The organism is Flavobacterium sediminis, from assembly GCF_003148385.1.
Classification (GTDB): Bacteria; Bacteroidota; Bacteroidia; order Flavobacteriales; family Flavobacteriaceae; genus Flavobacterium; species Flavobacterium sediminis.
In genome coordinates, this window is the sequence record NZ_CP029463.1 from 278223 (window position 1) to 302948 (window position 24726).

24 protein-coding genes and 1 pseudogene are annotated in these 24726 nt (G+C 33.9%); 12 read left to right on the top strand and 13 right to left on the bottom strand.

The features are described 5' to 3' along the window. Genes DI487_RS01240 through DI487_RS01250 form a run of 3 tightly spaced genes read left to right on the top strand, consistent with a single transcriptional unit; the run spans nt 1 to nt 2548 of the window. A complete protein-coding gene (locus DI487_RS01240) occupies nt 1-894 on the top strand; it encodes a glycosyltransferase family 2 protein (protein ID WP_109568034.1) in 894 nt (297 codons plus the stop codon). Then, a complete protein-coding gene (locus tag DI487_RS01245) occupies nt 887-1618 on the top strand; it encodes a class I SAM-dependent methyltransferase (RefSeq protein ID WP_109568035.1) in 732 nt (243 codons plus the stop codon). Before DI487_RS01240 ends, DI487_RS01245 begins: the two co-directional genes overlap by 8 nt. Next, entirely contained in the window at nt 1619-2548 is a 930-nt protein-coding gene (locus tag DI487_RS01250) for a glycosyltransferase family 2 protein (protein ID WP_109568036.1), read from the top strand. On the opposite strand, the gene DI487_RS01255 is transcribed toward DI487_RS01250, so the two are convergent. Together DI487_RS01255 and DI487_RS01260 are read right to left on the bottom strand one after the other, a co-directional pair. Then, nucleotides 2545-2949 carry a sugar 3,4-ketoisomerase gene (locus DI487_RS01255; protein WP_109568037.1) on the bottom strand — a complete coding sequence of 135 codons (405 nt, stop codon included), beginning with the start codon at nt 2947-2949 and terminating at the stop codon, nt 2545-2547. The genes DI487_RS01250 and DI487_RS01255 overlap by 4 nt on opposite strands. Then, nucleotides 2927-3742: a glycosyltransferase family 2 protein gene (locus DI487_RS01260; protein WP_109568038.1), complete on the bottom strand. Its 816-nt coding sequence runs from the start codon at nt 3740-3742 to the stop codon at nt 2927-2929. The genes DI487_RS01255 and DI487_RS01260 overlap by 23 nt, the downstream gene beginning before the upstream one ends. Before the next feature lie 63 nt (nt 3743-3805). Between DI487_RS01260 and DI487_RS01265 the strand changes: the two genes are divergently transcribed. After that, nucleotides 3806-4945, top strand: coding sequence for a glycosyltransferase family protein (locus tag DI487_RS01265; protein WP_109568039.1), 1140 nt, complete (start codon nt 3806-3808; stop codon nt 4943-4945). On the opposite strand, the gene DI487_RS01270 is transcribed toward DI487_RS01265, so the two are convergent. From DI487_RS01270 to DI487_RS01295, 6 genes are read right to left on the bottom strand one after another with little or no spacing between them, the layout of a single operon-like run. Further along, entirely contained in the window at nt 4908-6236 is a 1329-nt protein-coding gene (locus DI487_RS01270) for a hypothetical protein (RefSeq protein WP_109568040.1), read from the bottom strand. The two genes, DI487_RS01265 and DI487_RS01270, sit on opposite strands and share 38 nt — an antisense overlap. Further along, entirely contained in the window at nt 6229-6963 is a 735-nt protein-coding gene (locus DI487_RS01275; RefSeq protein ID WP_109568041.1) for a glycosyltransferase, read from the bottom strand. Before DI487_RS01275 ends, DI487_RS01270 begins: the two co-directional genes overlap by 8 nt. Beyond that, nucleotides 6942-7661: an MATE family efflux transporter gene (locus DI487_RS01280; RefSeq protein WP_109568042.1), complete on the bottom strand. Its 720-nt coding sequence runs from the start codon at nt 7659-7661 to the stop codon at nt 6942-6944. The genes DI487_RS01275 and DI487_RS01280 overlap by 22 nt, the downstream gene beginning before the upstream one ends. Then, nucleotides 7643-8185: an oligosaccharide flippase family protein gene (locus DI487_RS01285; protein ID WP_170108154.1), complete on the bottom strand. Its 543-nt coding sequence runs from the start codon at nt 8183-8185 to the stop codon at nt 7643-7645. The genes DI487_RS01280 and DI487_RS01285 overlap by 19 nt, the downstream gene beginning before the upstream one ends. A gap of 32 nt (nt 8186-8217) precedes the next feature. Continuing rightward, entirely contained in the window at nt 8218-9300 is a 1083-nt protein-coding gene (locus DI487_RS01290; RefSeq protein WP_109568044.1) for a DegT/DnrJ/EryC1/StrS family aminotransferase, read from the bottom strand. Continuing rightward, nucleotides 9297-10253 (bottom strand): FemAB family protein, encoded by a 957-nt coding sequence (locus DI487_RS01295; protein WP_109568045.1) that lies wholly within the window; start codon nt 10251-10253, stop codon nt 9297-9299. Before DI487_RS01295 ends, DI487_RS01290 begins: the two co-directional genes overlap by 4 nt. A 111-nt stretch (nt 10254-10364) precedes the next feature. On the opposite strand from DI487_RS01295, the gene DI487_RS01300 reads away from it, so the two are divergent. Further along, complete coding sequence (locus tag DI487_RS01300) at nt 10365-12146, top strand: T9SS type B sorting domain-containing protein (RefSeq protein ID WP_109568046.1); 1782 nt, start codon at nt 10365-10367, stop codon at nt 12144-12146. Here DI487_RS01300 and DI487_RS01305 read toward each other — a convergent pair whose 3' ends face one another. Further along, a complete protein-coding gene (locus tag DI487_RS01305; protein WP_109568047.1) occupies nt 12147-12884 on the bottom strand; it encodes an RDD family protein in 738 nt (245 codons plus the stop codon). It abuts the gene before it with no gap. Between the two features lie 24 nt (nt 12885-12908). On the opposite strand from DI487_RS01305, the gene DI487_RS01310 reads away from it, so the two are divergent. From DI487_RS01310 to DI487_RS01345, 7 genes and pseudogenes are all read left to right on the top strand, one after another. Further along, the gene (locus tag DI487_RS01310; RefSeq protein WP_109568048.1) at nt 12909-13886 is read left to right on the top strand and encodes a stage II sporulation protein M; all 978 of its coding nucleotides are present in this window, start codon (nt 12909-12911) and stop codon (nt 13884-13886) included. A gap of 1 nt (nt 13887) precedes the next feature. Beyond that, entirely contained in the window at nt 13888-14604 is a 717-nt protein-coding gene (locus DI487_RS01315) for a DUF4129 domain-containing protein (protein ID WP_109568049.1), read from the top strand. 1 nt (nt 14605) lies between these two features. Then, nucleotides 14606-15799: a DUF4350 domain-containing protein gene (locus tag DI487_RS01320; protein WP_109568050.1), complete on the top strand. Its 1194-nt coding sequence runs from the start codon at nt 14606-14608 to the stop codon at nt 15797-15799. Beyond that, nucleotides 15799-16824, top strand: a complete 1026-nt coding sequence (locus tag DI487_RS01325) for an AAA family ATPase (protein ID WP_109568051.1) — start codon at nt 15799-15801, stop codon at nt 16822-16824. The genes DI487_RS01320 and DI487_RS01325 overlap by 1 nt, the downstream gene beginning before the upstream one ends. Before the next feature lie 26 nt (nt 16825-16850). Beyond that, nucleotides 16851-18185 (top strand): DUF58 domain-containing protein, encoded by a 1335-nt coding sequence (locus DI487_RS01330; protein ID WP_218925780.1) that lies wholly within the window; start codon nt 16851-16853, stop codon nt 18183-18185. A 124-nt stretch (nt 18186-18309) separates the two neighbouring features. Then, nucleotides 18310-19133: pseudogene (locus DI487_RS01340) on the top strand (DUF2167 domain-containing protein). Nucleotides 19134-19140: 7 nt separating this feature from the next. Next, nucleotides 19141-19935, top strand: a complete 795-nt coding sequence (locus tag DI487_RS01345; protein ID WP_109570568.1) for a TrmH family RNA methyltransferase — start codon at nt 19141-19143, stop codon at nt 19933-19935. Nucleotides 19936-19939: 4 nt separating this feature from the next. On the opposite strand, the gene DI487_RS01350 is transcribed toward DI487_RS01345, so the two are convergent. Genes DI487_RS01350 through DI487_RS01365 form a run of 4 tightly spaced genes read right to left on the bottom strand, consistent with a single transcriptional unit; the run spans nt 19940 to nt 24505 of the window. Further along, the gene (locus DI487_RS01350) at nt 19940-20701 is read right to left on the bottom strand and encodes a LytR/AlgR family response regulator transcription factor (protein WP_109568055.1); all 762 of its coding nucleotides are present in this window, start codon (nt 20699-20701) and stop codon (nt 19940-19942) included. Beyond that, complete coding sequence (locus tag DI487_RS01355) at nt 20682-21740, bottom strand: sensor histidine kinase (RefSeq protein WP_109568056.1); 1059 nt, start codon at nt 21738-21740, stop codon at nt 20682-20684. Before DI487_RS01355 ends, DI487_RS01350 begins: the two co-directional genes overlap by 20 nt. A 15-nt stretch (nt 21741-21755) precedes the next feature. Beyond that, entirely contained in the window at nt 21756-23780 is a 2025-nt protein-coding gene (locus DI487_RS01360) for a nucleoside phosphorylase-I family protein (RefSeq protein WP_109568057.1), read from the bottom strand. Beyond that, on the bottom strand, nt 23741-24505 hold the full coding sequence (locus DI487_RS01365; RefSeq protein ID WP_245896487.1) for an AsmA family protein: 765 nt from the start codon (nt 24503-24505) through the stop codon (nt 23741-23743). The genes DI487_RS01360 and DI487_RS01365 overlap by 40 nt, the downstream gene beginning before the upstream one ends. Nucleotides 24506-24726 lie beyond the last annotated feature (221 nt).

Consider the following 24726-nt stretch of genomic DNA (forward strand, 5'->3'; position numbering starts at 1 on the left):
ATGCTTTCTATTCTGATCCCTACATACGAATATAATGTCTTGCCATTAGTAAGGGAATTAAAGAATCAAGCCGACACCTTAGGTTTTGATTATGAGATAATTGTAGGAGATGATAGTCGTAATACTTCAGCTGATAACGAAGAAATAACACATTTATCACACTGTAGGTATATAAAAAACAAAAAAAATTTAGGTCGGGGACAAAACATTAATTTTCTGGTAGAGCAATCGCAATATAACTGGATATTAATTCAGGAAGCCGATGCCATGCCGCAACAAAAAAACTACATTAAAAATTGGGTAACTATTTTAAAAGAAACTAATAAAGATGCCATCTTCGGTGGCGTTTTGTATCCGGAAGAACCTTTTGCCGAAAACAAACTTCGCTGGTTATATGGTACGAAAACAGAAGTGAAAAAATTAGAATTTCGAAAAAAAAATCCATATCAATTTGTCTTTACCTGGAATCTGGCACTTAAAAAAGAAATCTTTCAAACTATCAGATTTCCGGAATACATAACAGAATACGGTTATGAAGATGTTGTTTTTTTAAAGCTTTTAAAGCAAGAAAACGTTCTTGTGGAACATTTTAAAAACCCTTTGATCCATCTTAATGTAGAGACGAACTCCGTATTTATAAAAAAAACAGAAAAGGCTATTGAAAACTTATACTTTCTGATCTGTAACCAACGCTTAGAATATACAGACACAAAATTAGGAACAAGTTATCAATTCTTAAAGAAATTCGGATTCTTAAATTTCTTCAAGTTCTTATTCAAACAATTTGAAAAAAGCATACGAAACAATTTAATTTCAAAAAAACCAAATTTAAATCTGTTTTTCCTTTATAAATTAGGCTATTTTTGTACCATTAGCCCAAAACAAAATGTATAATTCTCTCAAGAAAGTTATCCGCAACCTTATTCCTAATAAGGTGCTTTATATGATTGAGCCCGGTTTGCGGAGTTTTTTTGCCTTATCTAAAAAAGGAAACCAACACGAATGTACTATCTGCCATTTTAAAAATAAAGAATGGATCATTCTGGAAAATGAGGACAAACTTTGCCCGAAATGCGGTAGCTTATCACGCGACAGAAGACTATGGGAGATCATTGCTTCTGAATATTTACCTCAGGTACATTCCGTTTTAGATTTCTCCCCTTCCAGATGTTTGTACCGAAAGTGGAAAAATATACAAAATAAGGACTATTATGCCTCTGATCTGTCAGGTGATTTTATTTCTGACCATCACTACGATATCACTGAGATAGCTACTTCTGATGCTTCTTTTGACCTTATTCTTTGTTATCATATTCTGGAACATATTCCTGATGATGTGCAAGCTATGAAAGAATTGTTTCGGGTTTTAAAGACAAACGGAAAGATTCTGATACAGACTCCTTTTAAAGACGGAGAGATCTACGAAGACAAAAATATCACTTCAGAACAAGACCGCTTGATCCATTTCGGACAAGAAGATCATGTTCGTATCTATTCCGTTGAAGGCTTAAAAAAACGATTAGAATCCGTTGGTTTTTCGATTGAAGTCAAAAGTTTTGATAAAAATGATTATTTTGGCTTCCGTAAAAACGAAATCATTTTAGTCGCTACAAAATAAATGCCCAAAATTTCGATCATCATACCACTTTACAACAAAGGGTTTATTTTTCAGAAAACCCTAGAATCTGTATTACAACAATCTTTTACAGATTTCGAACTTATCGTTGTTAATGACGGTTCCGATGATAATTCTGTTGAGATTCTTAAATCATACCATGACTCAAGGATTAAATTATACCATCAGGACAATCAAGGTGTAGGAACGGCACGTAATTTCGGAATTGAAAAGGCTACATCAGAATTGATTGCTTTTTTAGACGCTGACGATTATTGGCTACCCGATCACTTAGAGGAAATTTATCTTTTGTATCAGGATTTTCCTGATTGTGGTATCTATGCAAGTCGTTATTTTATGAAAATAGCTACTCACAAGAACGTCAGAACATTTTATAAAAATATTGCCCAAGACTTCAGAGGTGTCGTGAACAATTTTTTTGACGCCAGTTTACCTTATCGGATCGGATTAACATCTTCTCTTGCTATTCCGAAAAGTATCTTTACGGAGAAAAGATTCAATCCTACTGTAACTAGCGGACAGGATCTGGAACTATATACTAAGATTGCTCTTGAATATCCTGTTGCCCTGACTTCGGCATTCACTGTAGAATACAATTTTTCTTTAGACAACCAACTTTCTAAAACTCCGATCACTCGGAAAAGATTAATGAATTTTGAACAATTCTCTGAAAAAGAAAAAAGTAACGGAAGTTTACAACGGTTTTTGGATCTCTACCGTTTAGAATATGCAATGCAGTTTAAAATTGCCGGTGATCTAGAGCGATCAGAACATTATTTTAAAACAATAAAGACTTCAATTCCGTTCAAAACAAAACTATTGTATAAAATGCCCGGCAGTGTTCTTAAAAAGCTTTTGCGGTTCAAGCAATTCTTAAGAAGTAAAGGTTTTGATTTTAGTATTTACAACTAACGTTTTGTTTGTAAAAAGTCATTAAATCCTCTGATATAATCACTTTCTTCAAACACATCTGAAGCGATAACCAAGCATACAGATCCTGAAGAAAAATTGCGCAATTCGCGCCAAATATTATTAGCTATTAATAAGCCTTCATAGGGTTTATTCAGAACAACTGTTTTCTCCCTTTCACCGTCATTTAATATTACCTCAAAACTTCCGGATAAAGCCACTAGAAATTCTTGCTGTTCTTTGTGCGAATGTCCGCCGCGTTCTGCTCCGGCCGGAACATCATACAAATAATACACACGCTTTATTTCAAAAGGAATAACTTGTTCTTCTATAACCGATAAATTCCCTCTCGGATCATGGATTTTCGGAATGGCAATTATTTTACAATCTTGAATTTTTGACATACTGCTTTTTACCTTTTATAGCCTGTGAAATTAACTTGGGAATCTGAAGTATCCCTATTTTACCTTGTTTGAGATCAAAAAATAGTTTTAAGAAAATCCAAAGTACATATTTATTCCTGAAAATTCTAAAAAAAACGGCACTTTGATTAAAATAAAGCATCTCAGAATTTATCCTTTTACTTGTTGTTTCTCCCGGGTGATCTAAAATGACTTCCGGCTCACCACTTATCCTGAAGTTTTTATTTTTCAGATCTGACACAAAAATTGCCTCCTCTCCTATCGGAAAACAAGCTCCGATACCGAAATTTTCATCAAACCTGACATTAGTTTCCAGAATAACTTTTCTCTTAAAAGCTAATTCTACAGAAGAGATATCTAAAACCTGAAACCAGTTTAAATCCTGACAGAAGGCTTGCGGATATTTCTTGATCTGTTTTCCGTTTTGAGTATACCGGAACCTAACAACATCTGTAAAAGGATTTTTATTAAACGCATGTAATAACTTAGCCGCAAAATCATGTTCAAAAATAACATCGTCATCAGCTAGCAGAACCAAATCTTTTTCAGCCTGTTGTAAGGCTATATTTCTGCTCTTTGAAAGTCCGAATTCATAACAGTTCACAACTTTCACATTTTCAAAACCAGACTGCAGCTCTTCTCCGTCGGTTTGATTCACCACCAAAACGGAAATTGATTGCCATAGATCATCGGGAAACATTCGATATAAAAAACCGAGATCCTTTTGATTCATGGTCGAAACTAAAATTTCTAAATCATTTTGTTGGTAGAGCACACTCAAATTGTAGTATATTTACACAAATGTAATCAGAAATTAGAATATTTTAGAATTAATTATATGCGAATCCTTTTAGTTGGTGAATACAGCCGATTGCACAATTCTTTAAAGGAAGGGCTACAAACTTTAGGTCATGAGGTTACCATTGTAGGTTGCGGCGATAAATTCAAACAATTTCCGGTAGATCATTCTGTCTACGCTTCTTTTACGCATACTAAACCGATCATTTATGTTCATAAACTACTGCGAAAACTACAGCTCATCAATTTAGAAAAACTTGAAAAGGCAATTCGTTTTTATTTCTTACTTCCTCAATTTTCAGATTACAACCATGTTCAGCTAATTAATTCAGATGCTTTAGAAACCTATCCGGTACTCAGTCGATGGCTTTATAAAAAGCTGTTTCAAAGGATAAAGAACAGAAGTTTATTAATTTGCGGCGATGAAACTCCTGTTATAGACTATCTTTTCAAACAAGAACTTAACTATTCTATTTTAACCCCTTACTTTGAAAATCCGGGTCTCAAAAAACTATTTCAGTTTCCGTTAAAATACAGAAAAACATCTTACCGAAAAACATTTCAATGGCTAAAAAACAATTGTCAATCGCTCATTACATCTGATCTGGATTATGAGATTCCAATGCAAAAAACGGGCTTTAAAACCCATTTTATTCCGAATCCTGTTAATGTTGACAAAATCAAATTTGAACCTTTACATTTTGAAGATAAAATTATCATCTTTTTAGGCATTAACCACTTGAGTTATCAAAAAAAAGGCATTCCGTTCTTTGAACAGGCATTGGAAAGAATTCAAAAAAAATACCCGAATTGTGTTGAGGCAATTGTAACGGAAAACATTCCCTATGCCGAATATATTCAGTTATACAACAAAGCACATATCCTTTTAGATCAGGTTTATGCTTACGATCAGGGCTATAATGCTTTAGAGGCTATGGCTAAAGGAAAAGTTGTTTTTACCGGTGCCGAAACCGAATTTTCCGAGTACTACCATTTACAGGATGACCGTGTTTGTATCAATGCTGTTCCTGATGTAGAAAAACTATGTCAAAAACTCTCTTTTTTAATTGAAAATCCTGCCGAGATCATTGATATTTCAACTAATGCCCGAAAGTTTATTGAGACAGAACATCATTATCGGATCATTGCAAAAAAGTACTTATCCGTCTGGGCAATTTGACTTCTTTTTTAAAAAACAACAGCACTACAATAATCATTAAAAATTCATACGGATAAGCGTACTTTACATTCGTTCCGTAAGTAACAATACCTTGTAGAAGCGATCCGGCAAATATAATGGTCACTGCTACTATTTCAAAAGTGATCTTACGTTTCTTAAAAAATCGGAAGACAAAAAAAGGAACTAAAGCCAGAAAACTCCATTTAAAAAAGTACAATGTAATCTTTTGCAAACGCCAAATGGTTCTTACAAGTGGTTTTAATTTTACTTTTTCAAAATCCCAATAAATCTTTACCCTCCAAAAATCCAACCAGGAACGGGTTACAACCTGTTTCCAATAATCATACTGATTGTTCTTGATGGTTTCTTTTGCATATTCTCCCAAATAATAGGAACACTCCGGAAAATAAGGATATTTATGTTGTAAATCATGATAATGAGCATGCCAGATAGCCATTGCCACATCTTTTTTTTCTCTGATGGTTTCTTCTCTGTATTTTACATAAGGATCTATGATCCACCGGTATTTTTCCGGACCTTTTTCAGCGAAATAAACGCAATTTTGGGAAATGTTGAGACCAAAATAAGTTGTAGAAACAAAATATCCTGTGTTTACTTTATTGACATAAGACCAACCGAAATAGGCTAATAAGGGAAAAATTAAAATAATGATCTTCTGGTTGATGATCTTTTTCCAATGAAATCGATACAAAACACTAAAACCATAGATAACAAACGGAATATAAGCAAAGAAAGGTTTGGTTAAAACCAGATAACCTAAAAGAAGGCTAAACAATAACTCTGATTTAAGGTCTCGCTTATTAAAATAATTATCTGCTAAAATATAAAAAACGGCCGATAGTAAAAAAACGGTAAGGCTTTCTATTAAAATAGCTGTTTCATAAAAAAACACATATAGTAAAGTTTCCAGATAAACCGCGATCCAAAGCGCATTTTTATTTTGAAAACCTAATTTTAATAATAACTTATACTGGATCACAGAAGTTACAACACCGATAACAAATTGATATACGATCGTTAGCCGCATAGTTCCTCCCCCTAATGCTATCAATAACGGATATCCGGGACTCCTTTCTCCGGTATAACCGGATAAATTAAATTTCATCAGATAAGGCACTAACTCCATAAAGCTCCAGCTATCCGGCCATTTAGTAATTGTAAAATACAACGCAAAGAATAGGGCTCTGAAGAAAAACCCAAAGAGAATGAGAAATTTTACCTCCGCTGTTTTTACAAAAGGGATATAAATCTTATCGATCCATTTAAACATAGTTGAAATATATTTTTAAAAGTTGCAAAGGAAACTGAAAAAATTCTCTTTTTCTTATTTTTGAACCTCCTTTTTCTTCCCATATTTCCAACGGGATCTCTTTAATTTTTAACTCAAACTCACGATCTGACCTTTTAAACCGCAAAAGCAATTCAACATCAAAAAGCCATTTGGTTATAAAAGGATCTTTAAATAATCGGTATGCCAAATCAGAACGTATGACTTTAGCCCCGCATTGCGTATCGTAGATGGGAAATTTTAGAATAACCTGACTCACGATAGTTGCAAATACACGTCCGAAATAATGGCGTACCAACGATCTTCTTACCTGATTTCCGGTCAGTTTTATTCTTGCTCCCATTACCAGAGCCAAATTATCGTTTTGCAGTAAAAACTGAGAGATACGAATCAATTCAGAAACCGGAGTTGCCAGATCAGCATCTAAATACGCTACATAATCATATTGAATAATGTTAAACTGAAAAATTCCCTGCCGGATAGCCTCAGCCTTTCCCGAATTTTTTAACAGGCTCAGGCAAAAAACATTTTCAAACTCCTTGCTAAAAGTATCCAATACATTCTGAGTCTGATCTGAGCTTCCGTCATTTATAAACAGAAAATCGACATCCCGATAGGTTTCAAATTGCTTGCTCCAGTTGAGCATTTTAAAACGCTCAACTTCATTAAAACAAGGGATCAATATGCCTATTCTGTTTGTTTTCTCCATAAACCGTTAAAGTACATCCATAACATTACAAAATACACAAAATAGGTCCCGCAATAAGCCATAACGGCTCCTTCTACTTTAGCATACGAAATCAAAAACCAACTCAAAGAGATCATCGTTGCAAAAGAAATAATTTCAAATATAAAATAAGGCTTCACTAACTTTCTGGCGTAAAACTGTATTCCCAGTATTAAAGAAGCTGCCTTAAAAATATCGCCCAGCATTTGCCAAAAGAACAATTGGGAAACCGGTAAAAATTCCTTGCTTAAAAACAACGGAATAAAATACATTCGCAACAAGTATAAAACACTCAGTGCCAAAGCAAAAAGCGGAATGATCTTAGTCAGGTAATTTTTAGTTAAAGGCTTTATCTGATTTGTATCTTTTGAAAATTCCGGCAAATAATATAAGGTTATCATGGAAGAAATAAACATCATATACAGGGCCGAAATCTTGTTCATTGCCTCGTAATATCCAGCCGCATCCAGACTGTCCCAATTGATAACCAGACTTCTGATAAACAAATAAATAAGAGGCGAAATTATTGCTGAGAACAAACTCATTAGTCCATACGACAAGGTTCCTTTCAGCTCTTTAAAGCTACTTCTTAAACTCCCGATCTGAAAAGCTGTGATTTCTTCCTTTACAAAATAAAAAGAAACCAAAAACAAAACAAGCCCTATGACTGAAACGGCCAATAATGCCCCATTGTTCTGAAAAAATACATCAAAACAACAGAAAGTACCAATCCGGACAAGTAACTGACACTATTTACCCAGACTACTTTTTTATAGCGACTCAACCCATTCAGAAAAGCAATGCAATACACATTCAGTACCTGAAAAGGGAATAAAATTCCAATGGCTTTCAGAACCGTTGAATAATCGGCATGATCGAAAATTTTGTTCGCAATGAACTCAGAAAACACAACAATTCCGATTCCTAAAAAAACGGAAAGAATGAGAATTCCTAAAAAATGTATTGAGAACAAATGTGATAATCTCTTTTTGTCGGAATAATTCTCTGCTACTCTTTTAATAATTCCATTTTGGATTCCCAAAGTTCCTAAAGCCTCTAAAGAAGATAGAAAGTTTCTCAGATTGCCTACTAATGCCATTCCGGAAGCTCCGATGAACATAGCAATTGCCTTTGAGGTCAAAAAACTGGTCACGACTCTTAAAACCAAACTCAGACTATTGAATGAGAAGATTTTAAAAAGCACATTTTCCTTTATTTTTTGAAATTCATTCAAACTTAATACGCATTTACTACCTTAATAATGGTTGCTATTTCTTCTTCGGTCAAACTGCTGTTGATCGGCAAGCTGATTATTTCCTGATGGATTTTCTCAGTGACAGGAAACGAAAGCTGATTCCAGTCTTTTAATGCTTTTTGCTGATGGGGCGGAATCGGATAATGGATCATCGTTTCAATTTCGTTCGCTTGCAAAAAGTTCTGAAATGCATTTCTGTTTTCCGTACGGACAACAAACTGATGAAAAACATGAGCAGCTTCCCTATTCCAATCCGGTAAAATGATTTTAGGGTTTGTTATTTCCGTTAAATAGCATCGGGCAATATGCCTTCTGGCTTCATTTTCCTTGTCTAAAAAAGGTAATTTTAAGTTCAGAAATGCCGCTTGTAACTCATCTAAACGAGAATTTACGCCGATGCGTTCGTTCTCATATTTTTTCTTCGAACCATAATTCCGTAGTTCATACAAAACTTCTGCTAATTCGGGATCATCTGTTGTAATGGCTCCGGCATCACCCAAAGCACCTAAGTTTTTTCCGGGATAAAAGCTATAGGCTTTCGGATAGTTTTCATAATGAGCTTTAGCTCCGTGAGATTGTGCTGCATCCTCTATAACTAATAGATCATATCGTTTAGCTATAGCTGAAATTTCATCCATCTCGGCTAATTGTCCGTACAAATGTACCGGAAGGATTGCCTTTGTCTTTGAGGATATTTTTTCTTCGATCCGATCAGGGTTTATTGTATAGGTTTCTAACTTTGGTTCTACTAAAACCGGAATTAAATCGGCTTCCAGAATTGCTAAAATAGTTGCAATATAGGTATTGGCAGGAACGATAACCTCATCTCCTTTTTCTATTTTTTCCAGTTGAATATATGCCTTTAAAATTAAAGTCAAAGCATCTAATCCATTGGCTACTCCTACACAAAATCGGCTACCGCTATAAGCCGCAAAATCAGTTTCAAATGTCTGAACCTCATTTCCTAAAATGTACCAGCCCTTATCTAAGAATTGCTGAAATTTTTGTTTAAACCGATTTTCAAATGGTTTATTGATCTTATGTAAATCAAGAAATTTTATCATTTTACCTGTAAATCTAATTGGTAATAATCCTGACAAAACACAACACCTCCGAGCTCTTCTTTCTGCTGCAATAAGCCTTTATTAAAACCTTCTTTAAAACTTGTGTCTGTAACAACTCCCATATCAAAATAAAGCTTATTTTCCGCTCTGAAATGTTCAAATAAGGTAAAATACAAATAATCCAGCGCTCTGTTCTTTTCTCCCAAGTCTGACGTAGCTCCGTATTGGGATTTTACAACAAACGTATCCTGAAAAAGTGTGATTCCTGCTACGATCTGATTATCTATGTAAGCATTAATCTGTTTTATATTCTCCGGAAAATCGGATGCCAGTGATTCTATTTCTTGTAAGGTATGTACCGGGCTTGCATTGTATTTTTGTAAAAGTCTGGGAATTAATATTTCTTCCCAAAAATCGTTGAACTTATTATCAAATCTAACTTCAATATTTTTAGTCTTTTTATAATGTTTCCATTTACTTTTAGACCATAATTCCGGATCCTTTAAAGGAAATGCTAAATTCAGATCTTTTCTGAAACAATTGGCACCGGATTTAAAAAAGTAAAAATCCAATTCGTTAGACATCGTTGAATTGTATATGATAGGCAAGGATTTCATTTGTAAAGTGATAATCCCTTGTGCTCTTAAAAAACGAACAATGGAATCCATTATTGTAAAAATTTCTTCCGATTTTGTTTTTTTCTCCACAACTAAGCCTCCGTAAGTCAGCCCTTGATGTGAGAACACTGTATCTCCTGCCTTATTTGCCGGAAAAACAGCTTTTACATTTTCTTTCGCATCAAAGACCAATAAAGAATAATCTTCAAATCGATCCTGATGGTATTCCATAAAATCCCGATCAAATAAAAAAGTAGCATTTTTAGCTTTTTTAACAAATTCGTTCCAAAGCGTTTTACTTTCTTTCTCGTATTTCCTTACCTGATAAATTTTCAAGATTACATCTTTTAACGGGGAAAATTACTAATTTTTACCATAGGAATAAAAAGCTATTGGCTTTTTTATTATTTTTATGGCAATTTGCTTTATAAAAGATCCGGTGACCCAATGACTAAAAAGACCCGAAATTTATTTTTCTTCATATTAAGTCTGCTTTCTTATTATAGTTACAGCCAAGATGTTTCACTTTATACACAGGTTAACGGGCGTTATGATTTTACTTTTGTCGGTAATACCATGAATACTGCCGAAAATAATACCTCAGCCGGTTCTGTAACGATCACATCTTCTTCAGCTACTTTAAATCTCGGTCCTAATGATACTGTGGTTAAAGCTTATCTTTACTGGGCAGGAAGCGGCGATGGGGATTTTGATGTTCAGTTAAACGGCAATGCAATCACTCCTGATCGTACCTTTAGCCATAGCCGTTTTTTTTCGCCCAATACGTATACTTATTTCAGTGCTTTCAAAGATATTACCTCTTACGTACAAAGTTATGGAAATGGTACATACGAACTTTCCGGGTTAGACATTTCTGCCTATGAAAGTTTACATCTTATTCGAAAAACTAACTTTGCAGGCTGGGCCATTTTAATCGTTTATGAAAATCCGGTCTTTCAACTCAATCAGATCAATATTTATGATGGTTTACAAGGTGTTCCGGATAACCTTAGCATTAATCTGACCAATCTTAACGTTTTAGATAACAACGGTGCTACTGCCGGATTCATCGCTTGGGAAGGTGATGCCGTTTTACCTACGGAATCCTTTTATATCAATAGTCAGGTTCTGAGTAACGCTCTTAATCCGGCCAATAATGTTTTTAACGGAACTAATAGTGTTACGGGATCTAATACTCTATATAATATGGATCTGGACATCTATAATATTCAAAATTATATCCAAGTCAGTGATACAGATGCTTTGATTGAACTAACATCTTTTCAGGATTTTATCATGATTAATGCTGTTGCTGTAAAACTGAATAGTCAACTGCCCGACGCTACTATTGTTTTGAATGATTACAGCACAAGTTGTAATTCCGACTCAATAACTGTTGATTATACCGTTTACAATGTTAATAGTACTGAGATCCTTCCGGAAGATACTGCCATTGGCTTTTATGTCAACAACACCTTGATCGGAACTACGTTTACACAAAATCCTATTGCCATCGGAGCCAATGAACAAGGTTCGGTGACATTAACAATTCCGCCGGACGCAACGGAAATTTTCATCCTTACTGCTACTGTTGATTATGATAATACTATTTTAGAATTAGTAGAAACTAACAATTCTTTTGAAATGGAAATAACACAGTGGTTATCTCCTCCGTTTGCTACTTTAGAAAACCTTACCTCTTGCAATTTAGGACTTACCAAAGGTAATTTTGACTTTTCGGCTTATGAAGAGTCGGTTACAACCAATGCTGATCATTCGGTTACTTTTTATAATTCCTATGAAGATGCCGAAAATGAACAAAATGAAATCCTCAATACAATGAATTATGAGGCTTTAACGACTCCGGAAACTATTTATGTAAGAATTGAAAATGAATTTGGCTGCTATAGTATTACCTCATTTGACCTGATCGTCCGAAATTGTCCTCCGACAATTTACAATGCAGTCTCTGCCAATAATGATGGTTATAACGATGATTTCTTCATTGACGGATTGCGGGATATTTTTACCGACTTTAAACTGGAAATTTACAATCGATGGGGTAAATTATTATGGACAGGTAACAATAATGTTCCGAATTGGGACGGTTATGTTAAAGATGGATTTGCCGGTAATAAAGCTCCTGAAGGTACTTATTTCTACATTTTATACCTTAACGACGAAGACTATCCCGAAGCCTTAACCGGATACCTGTACCTTACCTATTAATTACATATTTTGCGTATAATAGTTGTAATCTTTCAATAGTGTTTTGATGAAATCCTGATCGTTTCCGGACTGGTTCTTTATTCCGGTTACTTCAATGACCTTTTCCCGTAGTTTTATAATGGTATTAAAGTCTCTCATAGCTATTGCTTTTTCAAAGTTCTCTTTGATGATCCGCATATCATTATCTGATAATTTGATAACTAACGGATACGTAGGTACATAATCATCATTGATCTCCTGTAAAATTGTATGATTGATATTAATTTTATTCTTTAAAGAGATCACTGCCGTACCGGCTGCAATATCTCCTAGCCTCTGATTGCGCTTGTTTATAATCATAACGATTAAAGCAAACAAACCATTCCCAACGGTTAATTCCACAATACGGAACAACCATCGAATTAAATAATCTCCAAAACCTGCCTGATAACCGTCCAGTTTGATCACTTTTATTTTTGCGATCTTCTTACCTATGGTTTGTCCCTCCCACAGGCTTTCCTGAACTAAAGAATAGAACATGACCGGTAAACCGATCAACGAAATGACAGCCATAATTGACCAAGGATCTAAACCTGTAAAAAAACGGTCAAAATCAGTCAGTTCAAATAAAAAAACAACTAAAATAATGTATGCTGCCTTAACTAAAATATCTAAGATCTGAGCCAATAACCTATCTCCTACAGTCGCAGCTGTAAAATTTATAGTAACATTTTGTGTAGTGTTTATGGTTAATTGCATCTTAATTTATATTTTAGCACTCCCATGAGAGAGGTCGCATTTATTAAACAAAATAAAGAAAAATGGCTTAATTTTGAACAAGCTATTTTTGGCAAAGCTAAAAAAAATCCTGATGATTTGGCTAGTTTATACGTTCATTTAGTCAATGATTTGTCTTATGCTCAGACTTATTACCCGAAAAGCAAGACAACCATTTATCTAAATTATTTAGCGGCACAAACCTATCAAAAAATTTACAAAACAAAAAGAACTGAGACCAATAGAATTCAGTATTTTTTTACAACAGAGGTTCCTTTACTGGTTTACCAGTACCGCAGGTACATTCTATACGCTTTTATTACATTCTTCCTGCTAACAGGGATTGGTGTGCTTTCTGCTCACAACGACGACAGCTTTGTACGACTTATTTTAGGGGATTACTATGTAAACATGACCTTAGAGAATATCAAAGACGGAAATCCTGTAGCTGTTTACAAAAGTGGCAGTAATTGGGGAAGTTTTATCGGTATCACGCTTAATAATTTAAAAGTAGGTGCCATGTCTTATTTCTGGGGAATCTTTCTAGGGATCGGTACTTTTTATGTATTGTTGCAGAACTGTATCATGCTGGGATCTTTCCAATATTTCTTTTATCAGGAAAATGTATTCTGGGAAAGTGTTCGCGGTATCTGGATCCACGGTTCAATGGAAATTTTTGCCATGGTCATTGAAGCCGGAGCCGGATTTATCTTAGGAGCCAGCATTTTATTTCCTAAAACCTATTCGCGCTTAGATTCCTTCAAAATAGGATTCAAAAACAGTTTTAAAATCTTCATCAGCACCATGCCTTTTACCTTTGCAGCAGGTTTTTTAGAAGGTTTCATTACCCGATACGCTTTAGAAATGCCTACATTTCTAAGCATTTCAATTATTTTACTTACGCTTTCAGCAATTAGTTTTTATTATCTGATCTATCCGTTCAAAGTACATCAAAAAGTAAAAAAATCAGTTACCATTGCTTAATATGAAAACAAAGAGCATCTACATAACCTTTCTATTAAGCCTTGTTATAGCCTTTCAGTCTTTAGCACAAACAGCTAGAGATTCTATTGCTAATGCTCATAGAACATTCGGAAGTGCATTAGCTGAAAAATACAACGGAAACGATTTTAATTACGAAATAGAACAAGACAGTTACGAACCCTCTTTAGGCGATAAAATTTTACGATTTCTACAAAATTTGATCTCTGATATCTTCGGTAATACTTCTGCCTCAGAAGCTTTGAGCGGTTTTCAGATCCTCATCCGCGTTCTGGCTGTTATCGTTATTCTATTTGTGGTCTATCTGATCGTCAGAATGATCATCAACAAAGAAGGAGGCTGGATTTTTAGTCGTTCAAGTAAAAAGATCAACGTAACAGAAAATGTTGAAGAAAATATCCATACCATTGATTTCAATAAAATTGTAAAAGATGCCGTAGGCGGAAAAGATTTCCGCGTTGCGATTCGTTACTATTATTTATGGTTGCTAAAATCGCTTTCCGACAGAAACATTATTGAATGGGATATCGAAAAGACGAATTCAGACTACCTATACGAAATTAACGATATGGCTTTACAAAAAGATTTCCGATTTCTTTCGTATGTGTACGAATACAGTTGGTATGGCGAATTTGAACTAACCGAAGAGGATTTCCAGAAAGCCCAAAAAGCCTTTTTAAAATCAATAGGAAAACAATAAGATGTCAAAAAAGTTAAAAATATTCATAGGAATTCTGTTCTTTCTCTGGATTGCCATCATCGCTATTGATGCCAGCCGACCGAAACCTGTTGATTGGACCGAAACCTATAAGATCAAAGACAAGAAGCCTTTCGGACTCTATATCTTTGATAACGAGTGTGACACCTATTTTAATCCGCAATCCGTTACACGATTCGGGAAAAGTCCATACGAATTTTTAGATGCTAAATACCGTTACAAAGATTCCTCTTATAGTGTCTCAGGAACGGTCTTGTACATTGACAACGAATTTGATATTGATGATGAATCCTTAAAAGAACTAATGTATTTTGCCAGTCACGGAAACTCTATCTTTCTGAGTTCTTTTGATTTTCCGAAGATCTTACAAGATTCACTTCATTTTAAAATAAGTTATGGAAATATATTTAGTGATACCTTACAACTGGAGGTTCAAAATGCAAAAAAAGAAAAGAACTATTTTGACAAAGGCACTAACAACAGTTATTTTATTGAAATTGACTCTGCTCGTACAACTGTTTTAGGGAAACAGAAATACGGCAAGAATTTTAAAAACGAACAAACCAATTTCATTAAAGTTCCCTTTGGTGAAGGCGCTTTTTACCTACACACCCAGCCGGAAGCTTTCACAAATTATTACATGCTGAAGAACCAGTCCTATGCTGAAAGTATACTGAATAATATCCCGCAAAAAGATCCTATCTTCTGGAAAGTAGATCGCTATGAAAGTGAAAATTTAGATCAGTCACCATTGCGTTTTATTTTTAGTGAACCTTCATTAAAGTGGGCTTGGCTCTTTGCACTGCTTTCTATGATCTTTTTTATGATCTTTAATGCTAAGCGCCGCCAACGAGTAGTTCCCGTTATTGAACCGTTAAAAAATACAACCGTAGAATTCACCAAAACCATAGGGAATCTGTATTATCAGGAAAAGAATCATTTGGATATCATTGAAAAAAAGATCAAATATTTACTTGAAAAAATTAGAAACGAATACTATATTGATACCTTTAATCTGGATGACTCTTTTATTAAAAGATTACATCAAAAAACCGGTAAAAATATAGACGATATTGCAAAATTGGTCCATCACATCAACCAATTACGCAGACAAACACAAGCTACAGAAGCTGATATTATTAAATTGAACGAACTGATTGAAAAATTAAATCTATAATGGAAAACTTTTTTGAAAACAATCCGCAAAACGAGACAAATGAAAATGCCGAAAATGTAAATTTTGAATCTCGTATCGATCTACAGCCCTTACAGGATGGTCTGGCTCAAATTCGTCAGGAAATCGCTAAAGTGATTGTAGGGCAAAATAAAATGATCGACCAATTGCTCGTAGCTGTTTTAGCAAACGGACATGTTTTACTCGAAGGGGTTCCGGGAGTAGCCAAAACTATTAGTGCTAAACTGTTAGCCAGGACTTTATCTCTTGATTTCAGCAGAATCCAGTTCACACCCGATTTGATGCCTTCGGATATTATCGGAACTTCCGTTTTTGATTTGTCAAAATCAACTTTTGAATTCAAAAAAGGACCGATATTTTCCAACTTTGTTTTAATTGATGAGATCAACAGGGCTCCGGCAAAAACACAAGCCGCTTTGTTTGAAGTAATGGAAGAACGCCAAATTACTGCCGACGGAACTACATACGTATTAGAGAAACCGTTTCTTGTAATTGCCACGCAAAACCCGATTGAGCAAGAGGGTACTTATCGACTGCCCGAAGCACAATTAGACCGTTTCTTGTTTAAGATCAATATCGATTACCCGAACTTAGAAGAGGAGATCCATATCTTAAATAAAGAAAATGAATTGAAAAATGAAGATAAATTAGCCGCTATCGCTACAATTTTATCTAAAACTAATATTGCTGATTTTCAACATTTGGTAAAACAAATCATCATTGAACCGCATTTGATTGAATACATTGCAAAAATAGTTTCCAATACCCGCGAAAATGCCTTTTTGTATCTGGGAGCTTCTCCAAGAGCTTCTATAGCTATTTTAAATGCTGCTAAAGGTTTCGCATCGATCAAAGGACGCGATTTTGTAACACCCGACGATATTAAAGAGGCAGCTATTCCGGTATTGCAACACCGCGTTGTTGTTACTCCGGAACGTGAAATGGAAGGAGTTAACAGTACTGAAATCATTAAACAGATCATTGATACCGTTGAAATTCCGCGATAACTAAAAACTCAATTTGAAAAAGGACAATGCCGGCATTCTATAAACAACTATACATCAATAATTTTTTCTTCTATTGTATCATGGGGATCATTGCACTATTCATAGTGTCGTTCTTTCTTCCTATGTTCTACAATGCCGCCTGGTATCTTTTGGTGTTATTAGTGGCTTTTACCACTATCGATATCCTTTTACTCTTTGCTTCCGGAAAAAAAGTAACCGCTTCTCGCCTTACTCCGGAAAAACTTTCTAATGGTGATGACAATAGCATTACTATTCATTTACAAAACTATTATACTTTTCCGGTTCTGATTAAAGCCATCGACGAAGTTCCGTATCAGTTCCAGCAACGGCATTTTGAAGTTTCCAGAAAAATTAAAACTCAGGCAAAAGATAGTTATCAATATTTCCTGAGACCTACTGAACGTGGTGAATATACATTCGGAAAACTTAATATTTATGTGTCTTCTCCGCTGCGTTTAATCAGCAGAAGATTCATTTATGAGGAAAACCAAATGGTACCCACTTACCCATCGTATATTCAATTAAAAAAATACGATTTAATGGCTTTTTCCAATAACCTCTTCCAATACGGATTAAAAAAGATAAGACGTATCGGTCATACTATGGAGTTTGAACAGATCAAAGAATACGTTCAGGGAGATGACATCCGAACGATTAATTGGAAAGCAACTGCAAAAAGAAACCAATTGATGGTTAACCAGTTTCAGGACGAAAAATCGCAAAATGTATACATGCTCATCGATAAAGGGCGTGTTATGAAAATGCCTTTTAATGGTTTAAGTTTACTCGATTATGCGATCAATGCAACTTTAGTTTTATCGAATGTAATCCTTAAAAAGCACGATAAAGCAGGGATGCTGACTTTTTCAAAGAAGGTTGAGAACATTATAGCTGCCGAAAAACGCCAGAGCCAGATGCAGCAGATCATGGAAAATCTTTACAACATAAAAACCGATTTTTTTGAAAGCGATTTCAGTCGTCTGTATGTAGATATAAAGAAAAACATCAACCAGCGAAGTTTACTTATGTTGTATACCAACTTTGAAACATTAGACGGTTTACACAGACAATTGCCTTATTTAAAAGGAATGGCTAAAAATCATTTACTGGTTGTGGTGTTCTTTAACAATACGGAACTTAATGAACTGATTCATAAAAAAGCGACCACTGTTCAAGAAATTTATGACAAAACCATTGCCGAAAAATTTGCTTTTGAAAAACGCTTAATTGTCAATGAATTAAAAAAATATGGCATTTACTCGGTTTTAACCGAACCCGAACAGTTAACATTAGACACGATCAATAAATATTTAGAAATCAAAGCTCGAGGAATACTTTAAAAATTAACCCTATATGAAAAAAGCTCTACTAACCTTTCTATTAACTATTAGCTGTACTTATTTTTCCACTGCTCAAGAAGAGGTTGACTCTCTGGCTGTTTTTTTTCAGCAGATCGAAAGTTCAATGCAGTATCAAACCGGAAAAATTGAATTTAAAAATGAAAATGCTGATATTGATATCCCAAAAGGATATAAATTCTTAGACGGAGAGCAAACCCAATATGTTTTAACCGATCTATGGGGAATATGAGAGACACAACTGTTTTGGGAGCTATTTTACCTGAAAAACTAGGCGTTACCAGTGAAAATTCTTGGATGTTTGTGATAAGCTATCACAATATCGGCTATGTAAAAGACGACGATGCCAATGACATTGATTATGATGAGTTACTGGAAGAATTACAGAAAGATTTTGAAAGTGAAAATGTTGAAAGAGAAAAATTAGGCTATGAAAAAGCGCACCTGGTAGGTTGGGCTTCAAAACCATATTATGACAATACTGCAAAAGTGCTTCACTGGGCAAAAGAAATAAAATTTGACGATAGTGAGACCAATACTTTAAATTATGATCTTAGGGTACTGGGAAGAAAAGGGATGTTTAACCTTTCGGCAGTTTCCGGTATCAACCAACTGGATGAAGTTAAAAAATCTATTCCGCTCATAACAAAAAGTGTGACATACAAAGAGGGATCACGCTATAGTGACTTTGATTCCGGAACCGATAATGTAGCAGCATGGACCATTGGCGGACTTGTAGCCGGAAAGCTACTCGCAAAAACAGGTTTTTTTGCTATTTTAGCTAAATTCGGAAAAGTTATCATTGTGGGTCTTCTCGGATTATTAGGCGCTCTGAGAAAATTCATTTTCGGAAGTAAAGAACAAGAAGTTACGAAGGAAGAAAGTATTGTTTCTACTGATAATTCCGATCCAAAAGAAACTGAGAACTAAAAGCATGATGAAAAAAATAGAATCTGTTCAGAATCCGTATGTAAAATCACTGATCCAGCTTCAGGAAAAAGCCAAGACCAGAAAACAAACCGGAACCTTTTTAATTGAAGGAAAAAGAGAGATAGAACTTGCTATAAAGGGCGGGTACACCCTGAAAACCGTCCTGTTTTTACCTCATATCTTTTCGGAAGAACAATTAGCCTCATTAAAAATTTCAAATGAAACAGAGAAAATAGAAATTTCAAAAGAAGTATACCAAAAGTTAGCCTACAGAGATACTACCGAAGGTATTTTGGCGGTGGCCGAATCCAAATCGTTAGCTCTTGAAGATTTAAAATTATCAAATAATCCGCTTATTCTGGTTGCCGAAGGTTTAGAAAAACCCGGAAATTTAGGGGCCATTCTACGTACCGCAGATGCGGCAAATATAGATGCGGTAATTATTGCTAATCCCAGGGCTGATATTTACAATCCTAACATCGTACGGTCAAGTGTAGGCTGTTTGTTTACAATACAACTTGCTGTGGGAACGTCTGAAGAAGTAGTACAGTATTTAAAAGAACACGAGGTCAACATTTTTTCGGCGACATTACAGGATTCGACCGAATACCATACTCAAAATTACACCTTGCCTACCGCTTTAGTTGTCGGAACTGAAGCGACAGGCTTAACCGCGATTTGGCGAACCGAAAGTACTAAAAACATCATCATCCCGATGCAGGGTGAAATAGACTCCATGAATGTTTCTGTTGCTGCTGCTATTTTACTTTTTGAAGCCAAACGTCAACGGGATTTCAATTAATTTTTCATTTTCCACTTAACCAACGTAGCAGTTTTGTCTTCTTTTCTTTACTTACTACAATTTCTTTTTCAAATGGAAAGGTAAGTTGAATTTTTAGCTTTCTGGGAAAATGTTCTATAGCTTCCTGAATTGCCATTTTATTAATTAAAAACTGTCTGTTTACTCGGAAAAAATTATCATCTACTTTTTGTTCTACTTCTTCTAATGAATTGGGAATATAATATACCTTTCCTGTAAAAAGCTGAACGCAATTCACTTCATTTTCCAGATAAAACATTGCTATTTTATCAAGTGATACAGGTAAAAAACGCCCCCGATAATTAATCACAAAACTTTTTTTGGTATTGTTTACTTTCTGTAAATTCCCTTGTACAGCTTCATATTTTTGAATCATATTACTGGTAATATGTTCTTTTAAATGTTCAAATTTTAACAAGGCTATTTCTAAAGTTTGTTTGCTGAATGGTTTGAGTATATATTCTATTCCACTAGCTTTAAAGGCTTCTATGGCATAATCATCATAAGCCGTACAAAAAATTACAGGAGTTTTAATATTTTCGTCTTTAATAATTTCAAAACTTAAACCGTCTCCTAATTGAATATCGCTAAAAATCAGATCAGGTCGAGGATGATTTTGGAAATACGTTTTTGCCTCTTGAACTGATTCAAGAATGACTTCAATTTCAATAGTATTGTTTATACTTTTTAGTGTTGTGGCTAATTCTTGTGCTAATAATGCTTCGTCTTCAATTATTATTATTTTCATTCTTAATTAAATTTAAACTAACGTTAAAGCTATTACCATCATTTTTAATGATAATCTCTTTGCCTGTCAATAACAAGAAACGATCTGAAAGATTACTAAGTCCTATGCCTGTTGAGAATTCTATTTTTTCTTTTGTATTGATGTTGTTAGTTATTTCTATACTGTCTTGATTTTGCCTAATTGCAATCAAAAGAGGATTCTGTTTTGTAAAATGGTTGTGTTTTATGGCGTTTTCTACTAAAGGTTGCAATGAAAAAGAAGGTAGAAAAGTAGTTTCTAAAGTAGATTCGTTTACTTTCAACTCCCAAATCAAAGAATCTCCAAACCTTATTTTTTGCATTTCTAGATAATTTAGGCAAAGAGAAACCTCATCTTTGAGTGTTGTCATTTCTTCATTATTATGAGAAATTGAAACTCTTAAAAAATCAGATAATTGCAATAAATAGTGTTCTCCTTTTTCTTGATCCGTTTTATACAACACTTTCAAAGTACTTAAGGCATTGAATAAGAAATGAGGCTGTATTTGTTGTTTTAGAAGTAAATTTTCTGCTTCTGATTTTTTAATCTCTAATTGATAATTTTTTAAATCGGTTAAGTTTTTTGTTTCTCTGACTATTACATAATCATGAAGAACTAAGACAATGATGATATATGCATTGGGAAACAGAATAAAGAAAATAATTCGTTGCGTATAGAAAATATCATCAAATATTCCTGCTAATCTTGTAAAAATAACCGATAGAATCAAAAAAATGATAAGTCCTAGTCCAAAAGACAATCCGTAACGCCAGCATTTAAACCGAATGGGATCATCATTATATTTTGCTACACAAAATTTTAAAATTATGATTCCCAGCTTCGCTATTAACAATGTATACAAACCTATCTCACATGACATTATTAATATGATAACAATATTATCTCTGATAAATAAATTGATTATAGTTATAAAAAAAGAACAAAGTACAAACAAACCGTTTGTTCGATGAAGATTTTTCATAGCTAAATTCAACACTCCTTTTTTTATAACTTCTGTCATTCTTTTTTATACGGTTTAAAACTTAATTTTGTCTTGTATAAAAGCTTTTTTCTTTATTAATGTGCTGTCTGCTTTGCTTTGTAAACGTTCTTTATCTGTAAAATAGTATTTATATTTAGCTTTTGATAAACTAATATCATAGTTGGGAATAATTCCTTTTACATCCACACCGGTTTTAAACGGAATTTGAGATTTTAATACCGATATATGATAATTATAGGAAAGGTCAACATTTTGAATTCCGCCTATTGCTAACTGATAACGGTCAACCTCGACTAAAGCAGGTAATATTTCCAAATGACTGTCTTCAATAAGCATTTCCACTTCAAGATTATCAATAGTAGCATTGCTTTTATCTTTAAACATAAATGTTTTTGCTAATTCTTTAAATGCTTCGCTTTCTGTAATTTTTAAATTCTGAGCTTTTAAAGCGGCAATACTTTTTACTGTTTTTATAACAGGTTCCATGGATTCGTTAATTGTCATCATTCCTTTTATCACAAAATCTGCTTTTCCTTCTAGTGTTTTTGCGACTGGCAATAATGTGTCAATAACCGGAACCATATCTTTGATTTGCTCCATTTCTATGTTATGAATTGACATGGAGTAAAATATTTTTGCCGAAGTTTCATCTACTGGTTTGTATTTAAATTTCGTTTGCAATTCGGCTTCATTTAATTTCAGGCTTAGATTTGACAAATTTAATTGTGATTCTTTTATACTTACATCTCCTTTTATGTTAGAAAATTCCAAATCTCCAAAGGCTAATTTGTCAACCGATGTATCTAATGAAAAATTAATATTGGCAGGAATTTTAAAAACTGATTTTTGGGTTACTGTTTTCTCGCTATCAAGTTTTTCTTCTGTCACTTTCTCTAAATTATTAACTGCCGCAGTATTGTTATGCATTGCACTCATCAACTGATTTGCATCTATATAACGGGATCTTACGGATAACGAAGCGTATAAGGTTGTGTCTTTTTTATCTCTAGGAAAAACATTGTTTATGTTTCCACTTAATCTCATTTTAGACTTTCCTAGAGCTACAAATGCATTATCTAAAGTAATATTTCTATCTTCAAAATTAACTCTGGTTTTCTTTACTAAACAAGGAATTCCTAACTCTGGAATTATTGCTACTAATTTGTTAAATGCTATAGAACCTTTAGGATACCAGTCTTTATCTTTTATCTTATCTTTTTGAACACTGAAAGTATAATTACCATCTTCTATGAATATTTTTTTATCTTTTTGACGCGCTTTTAGTTTTTGAGAAGCTAAGGCTGCTGAAAAAATAGAAGATTCTTCTCCTTTTCCCGGAATTACTTTTAAAAGAAGATTCGTATTTTCTACCTCACCTCCTATACTGTCTTTTGAAGAATAGTTGAGTTGTTCAATAGCTAAGTTTACATCAATAGGATATTTTGAACCTACTTTTTTTCCTCTGGCTAAATCGGCTTTCATTTTTTTAGAATGAATTTGATGAAAATCTTTATAATTCAGGTTTAATTGCTCTACATCTAAATGGGCTACAAAGCTTTCCATCTGATTTTTATCGACTTCTATTTCTGTCTTTTGGATATCAATCGAGATCGTGTCTTTTGGAGCTTTGAATTTTAAATTGTTCAAAAAACATTTTCCCGAAAGAATGATATTCTTATAGTCTACCTCGTTTTTTGCTAAATCATAATTTAAGTTGGTCTTTGCATCCAGAACAGCTTTCCCTTCAAAATGATAATTTGTACTCACTGGAAAAGCTTTTTTAAGTTGTGTCAAATCGATATCAGATTGTAAATCTGCTGTTATTTGAGGTGCTGTCAAAATACGTTTTACATCTGCTTTTGCATTAAGCTGAATTCCTGTTCCCTGAACAATTAATTTATGGATATCAATCTGTGTTTTTTCTTTTGCTTTCAAATCAACTAACCAATTAATGTCAGCTTCCAAAAGATTTATCGTTCCGGATGATTTTTTGTAAGCTACTTTCCCTTTTTCAATTTTTAATATTCCTTTAGATACTGGTAAACTTCCACTTCCCAAAAACCTGTGGTTGATAATTCCAATTGAGCTAGTCCATCTATATCGACGTCTTCTATGTTTAAATATTTTCTTGGTAATGCCAACCAAAGTGTTTCCAAAGAAGGTACTTTCAAAAATGCTTTAAGATTAACACTTACTTTTTTCTCTTTGGGAACTTTTTTAAAATCTCCTTCCAGATCAAAAGCGATGTCATTCAACTCTAATTTTGTATCCGATAATTTTAGTTCTCGAGTCGTTTTGTTTAGCACTAAATCGGTTTTCAAATATGTTTTTAGATCTTTAACTACTTTATAAATATCACTTCCTACAGCCATTTGTTCTGTAGTACAGTCGACCTTAAAAACCGTTTGTTTTTTATCATCTGATGCACTCAGGTTAAGATTGAGTTTAGGAATTGCTATTGCAAGTTTGCTTACCATATCTTGATATGAAATCGAAGCTTCTTTAATCACCAACTTTTTAACTTTCATGGAATTAAAATCAACATGAAACTTTGCCGTATCAGTCTGTACATCAATTGTATTCTCTTTCTTTAAGATATCCCAATTTAGCTTACCATCTTTTTTCGTTAAAATTCTCAAATTCGGTTGAATTAGGCTTACTCGTCTAACATCTATTTCATTAGCTCTTAATAATTTTACAACATTCAGTGCTATTTTACATTCTTTGAAAGATCCTATCGTATCTTGATTTTCTTTTCCTGAATAAATATTTCCGTTATTCATTTTAGCTCCAAAATTTGGAAACGTAGAAAAAAAAGTAAGCTCTACACTAGTGCATTCTACTTTTCCATCTAAATTTTCATTCAAAACTCCTAAAACAACCGGAGTAACTTTTTCAGGTGTAAAAATAAAATTGAGTAGTACACTAATTATAATTAAAAATAAAATAAAGAAAGAAATGGTTATGTAGAGTAATCTTTTGACTATTTTATTTTTTTAGTTTT

What these genes read in the sequence shown, in the direction of transcription:
- DI487_RS01355 (WP_109568056.1), bottom strand. Translation starts at nt 21,740, where the DNA reads ATGACAGAAGTTATAAAAAAAGGAGTGTTGAATTTAGCTATGAAAAAT.
- DI487_RS01265 (WP_109568039.1), top strand. Translation starts at nt 3,806, where the DNA reads ATGCGAATCCTTTTAGTTGGTGAATACAGCCGATTGCACAATTCTTTA.
- DI487_RS01325 (WP_109568051.1), top strand. Translation starts at nt 15,799, where the DNA reads ATGGAAAACTTTTTTGAAAACAATCCGCAAAACGAGACAAATGAAAAT.
- DI487_RS01330 (WP_218925780.1), top strand. Translation starts at nt 16,851, where the DNA reads ATGCCGGCATTCTATAAACAACTATACATCAATAATTTTTTCTTCTAT.
- DI487_RS01315 (WP_109568049.1), top strand. Translation starts at nt 13,888, where the DNA reads ATGAAAACAAAGAGCATCTACATAACCTTTCTATTAAGCCTTGTTATA.
- DI487_RS01290 (WP_109568044.1), bottom strand. Translation starts at nt 9,300, where the DNA reads ATGATAAAATTTCTTGATTTACATAAGATCAATAAACCATTTGAAAAT.
- DI487_RS01250 (WP_109568036.1), top strand. Translation starts at nt 1,619, where the DNA reads ATGCCCAAAATTTCGATCATCATACCACTTTACAACAAAGGGTTTATT.
- DI487_RS01255 (WP_109568037.1), bottom strand. Translation starts at nt 2,949, where the DNA reads ATGTCAAAAATTCAAGATTGTAAAATAATTGCCATTCCGAAAATCCAT.
- DI487_RS01310 (WP_109568048.1), top strand. Translation starts at nt 12,909, where the DNA reads ATGAGAGAGGTCGCATTTATTAAACAAAATAAAGAAAAATGGCTTAAT.
- DI487_RS01305 (WP_109568047.1), bottom strand. Translation starts at nt 12,884, where the DNA reads ATGCAATTAACCATAAACACTACACAAAATGTTACTATAAATTTTACA.
- DI487_RS01300 (WP_109568046.1), top strand. Translation starts at nt 10,365, where the DNA reads ATGACTAAAAAGACCCGAAATTTATTTTTCTTCATATTAAGTCTGCTT.
- DI487_RS01245 (WP_109568035.1), top strand. Translation starts at nt 887, where the DNA reads ATGTATAATTCTCTCAAGAAAGTTATCCGCAACCTTATTCCTAATAAG.
- DI487_RS01350 (WP_109568055.1), bottom strand. Translation starts at nt 20,701, where the DNA reads ATGAAAATAATAATAATTGAAGACGAAGCATTATTAGCACAAGAATTA.
- DI487_RS01275 (WP_109568041.1), bottom strand. Translation starts at nt 6,963, where the DNA reads ATGGAGAAAACAAACAGAATAGGCATATTGATCCCTTGTTTTAATGAA.
- DI487_RS01345 (WP_109570568.1), top strand. Translation starts at nt 19,141, where the DNA reads ATGAAAAAAATAGAATCTGTTCAGAATCCGTATGTAAAATCACTGATC.
- DI487_RS01365 (WP_245896487.1), bottom strand. Translation starts at nt 24,505, where the DNA reads ATGAATAACGGAAATATTTATTCAGGAAAAGAAAATCAAGATACGATA.
- DI487_RS01320 (WP_109568050.1), top strand. Translation starts at nt 14,606, where the DNA reads ATGTCAAAAAAGTTAAAAATATTCATAGGAATTCTGTTCTTTCTCTGG.
- DI487_RS01270 (WP_109568040.1), bottom strand. Translation starts at nt 6,236, where the DNA reads ATGTTTAAATGGATCGATAAGATTTATATCCCTTTTGTAAAAACAGCG.
- DI487_RS01240 (WP_109568034.1), top strand. Translation starts at nt 1, where the DNA reads ATGCTTTCTATTCTGATCCCTACATACGAATATAATGTCTTGCCATTA.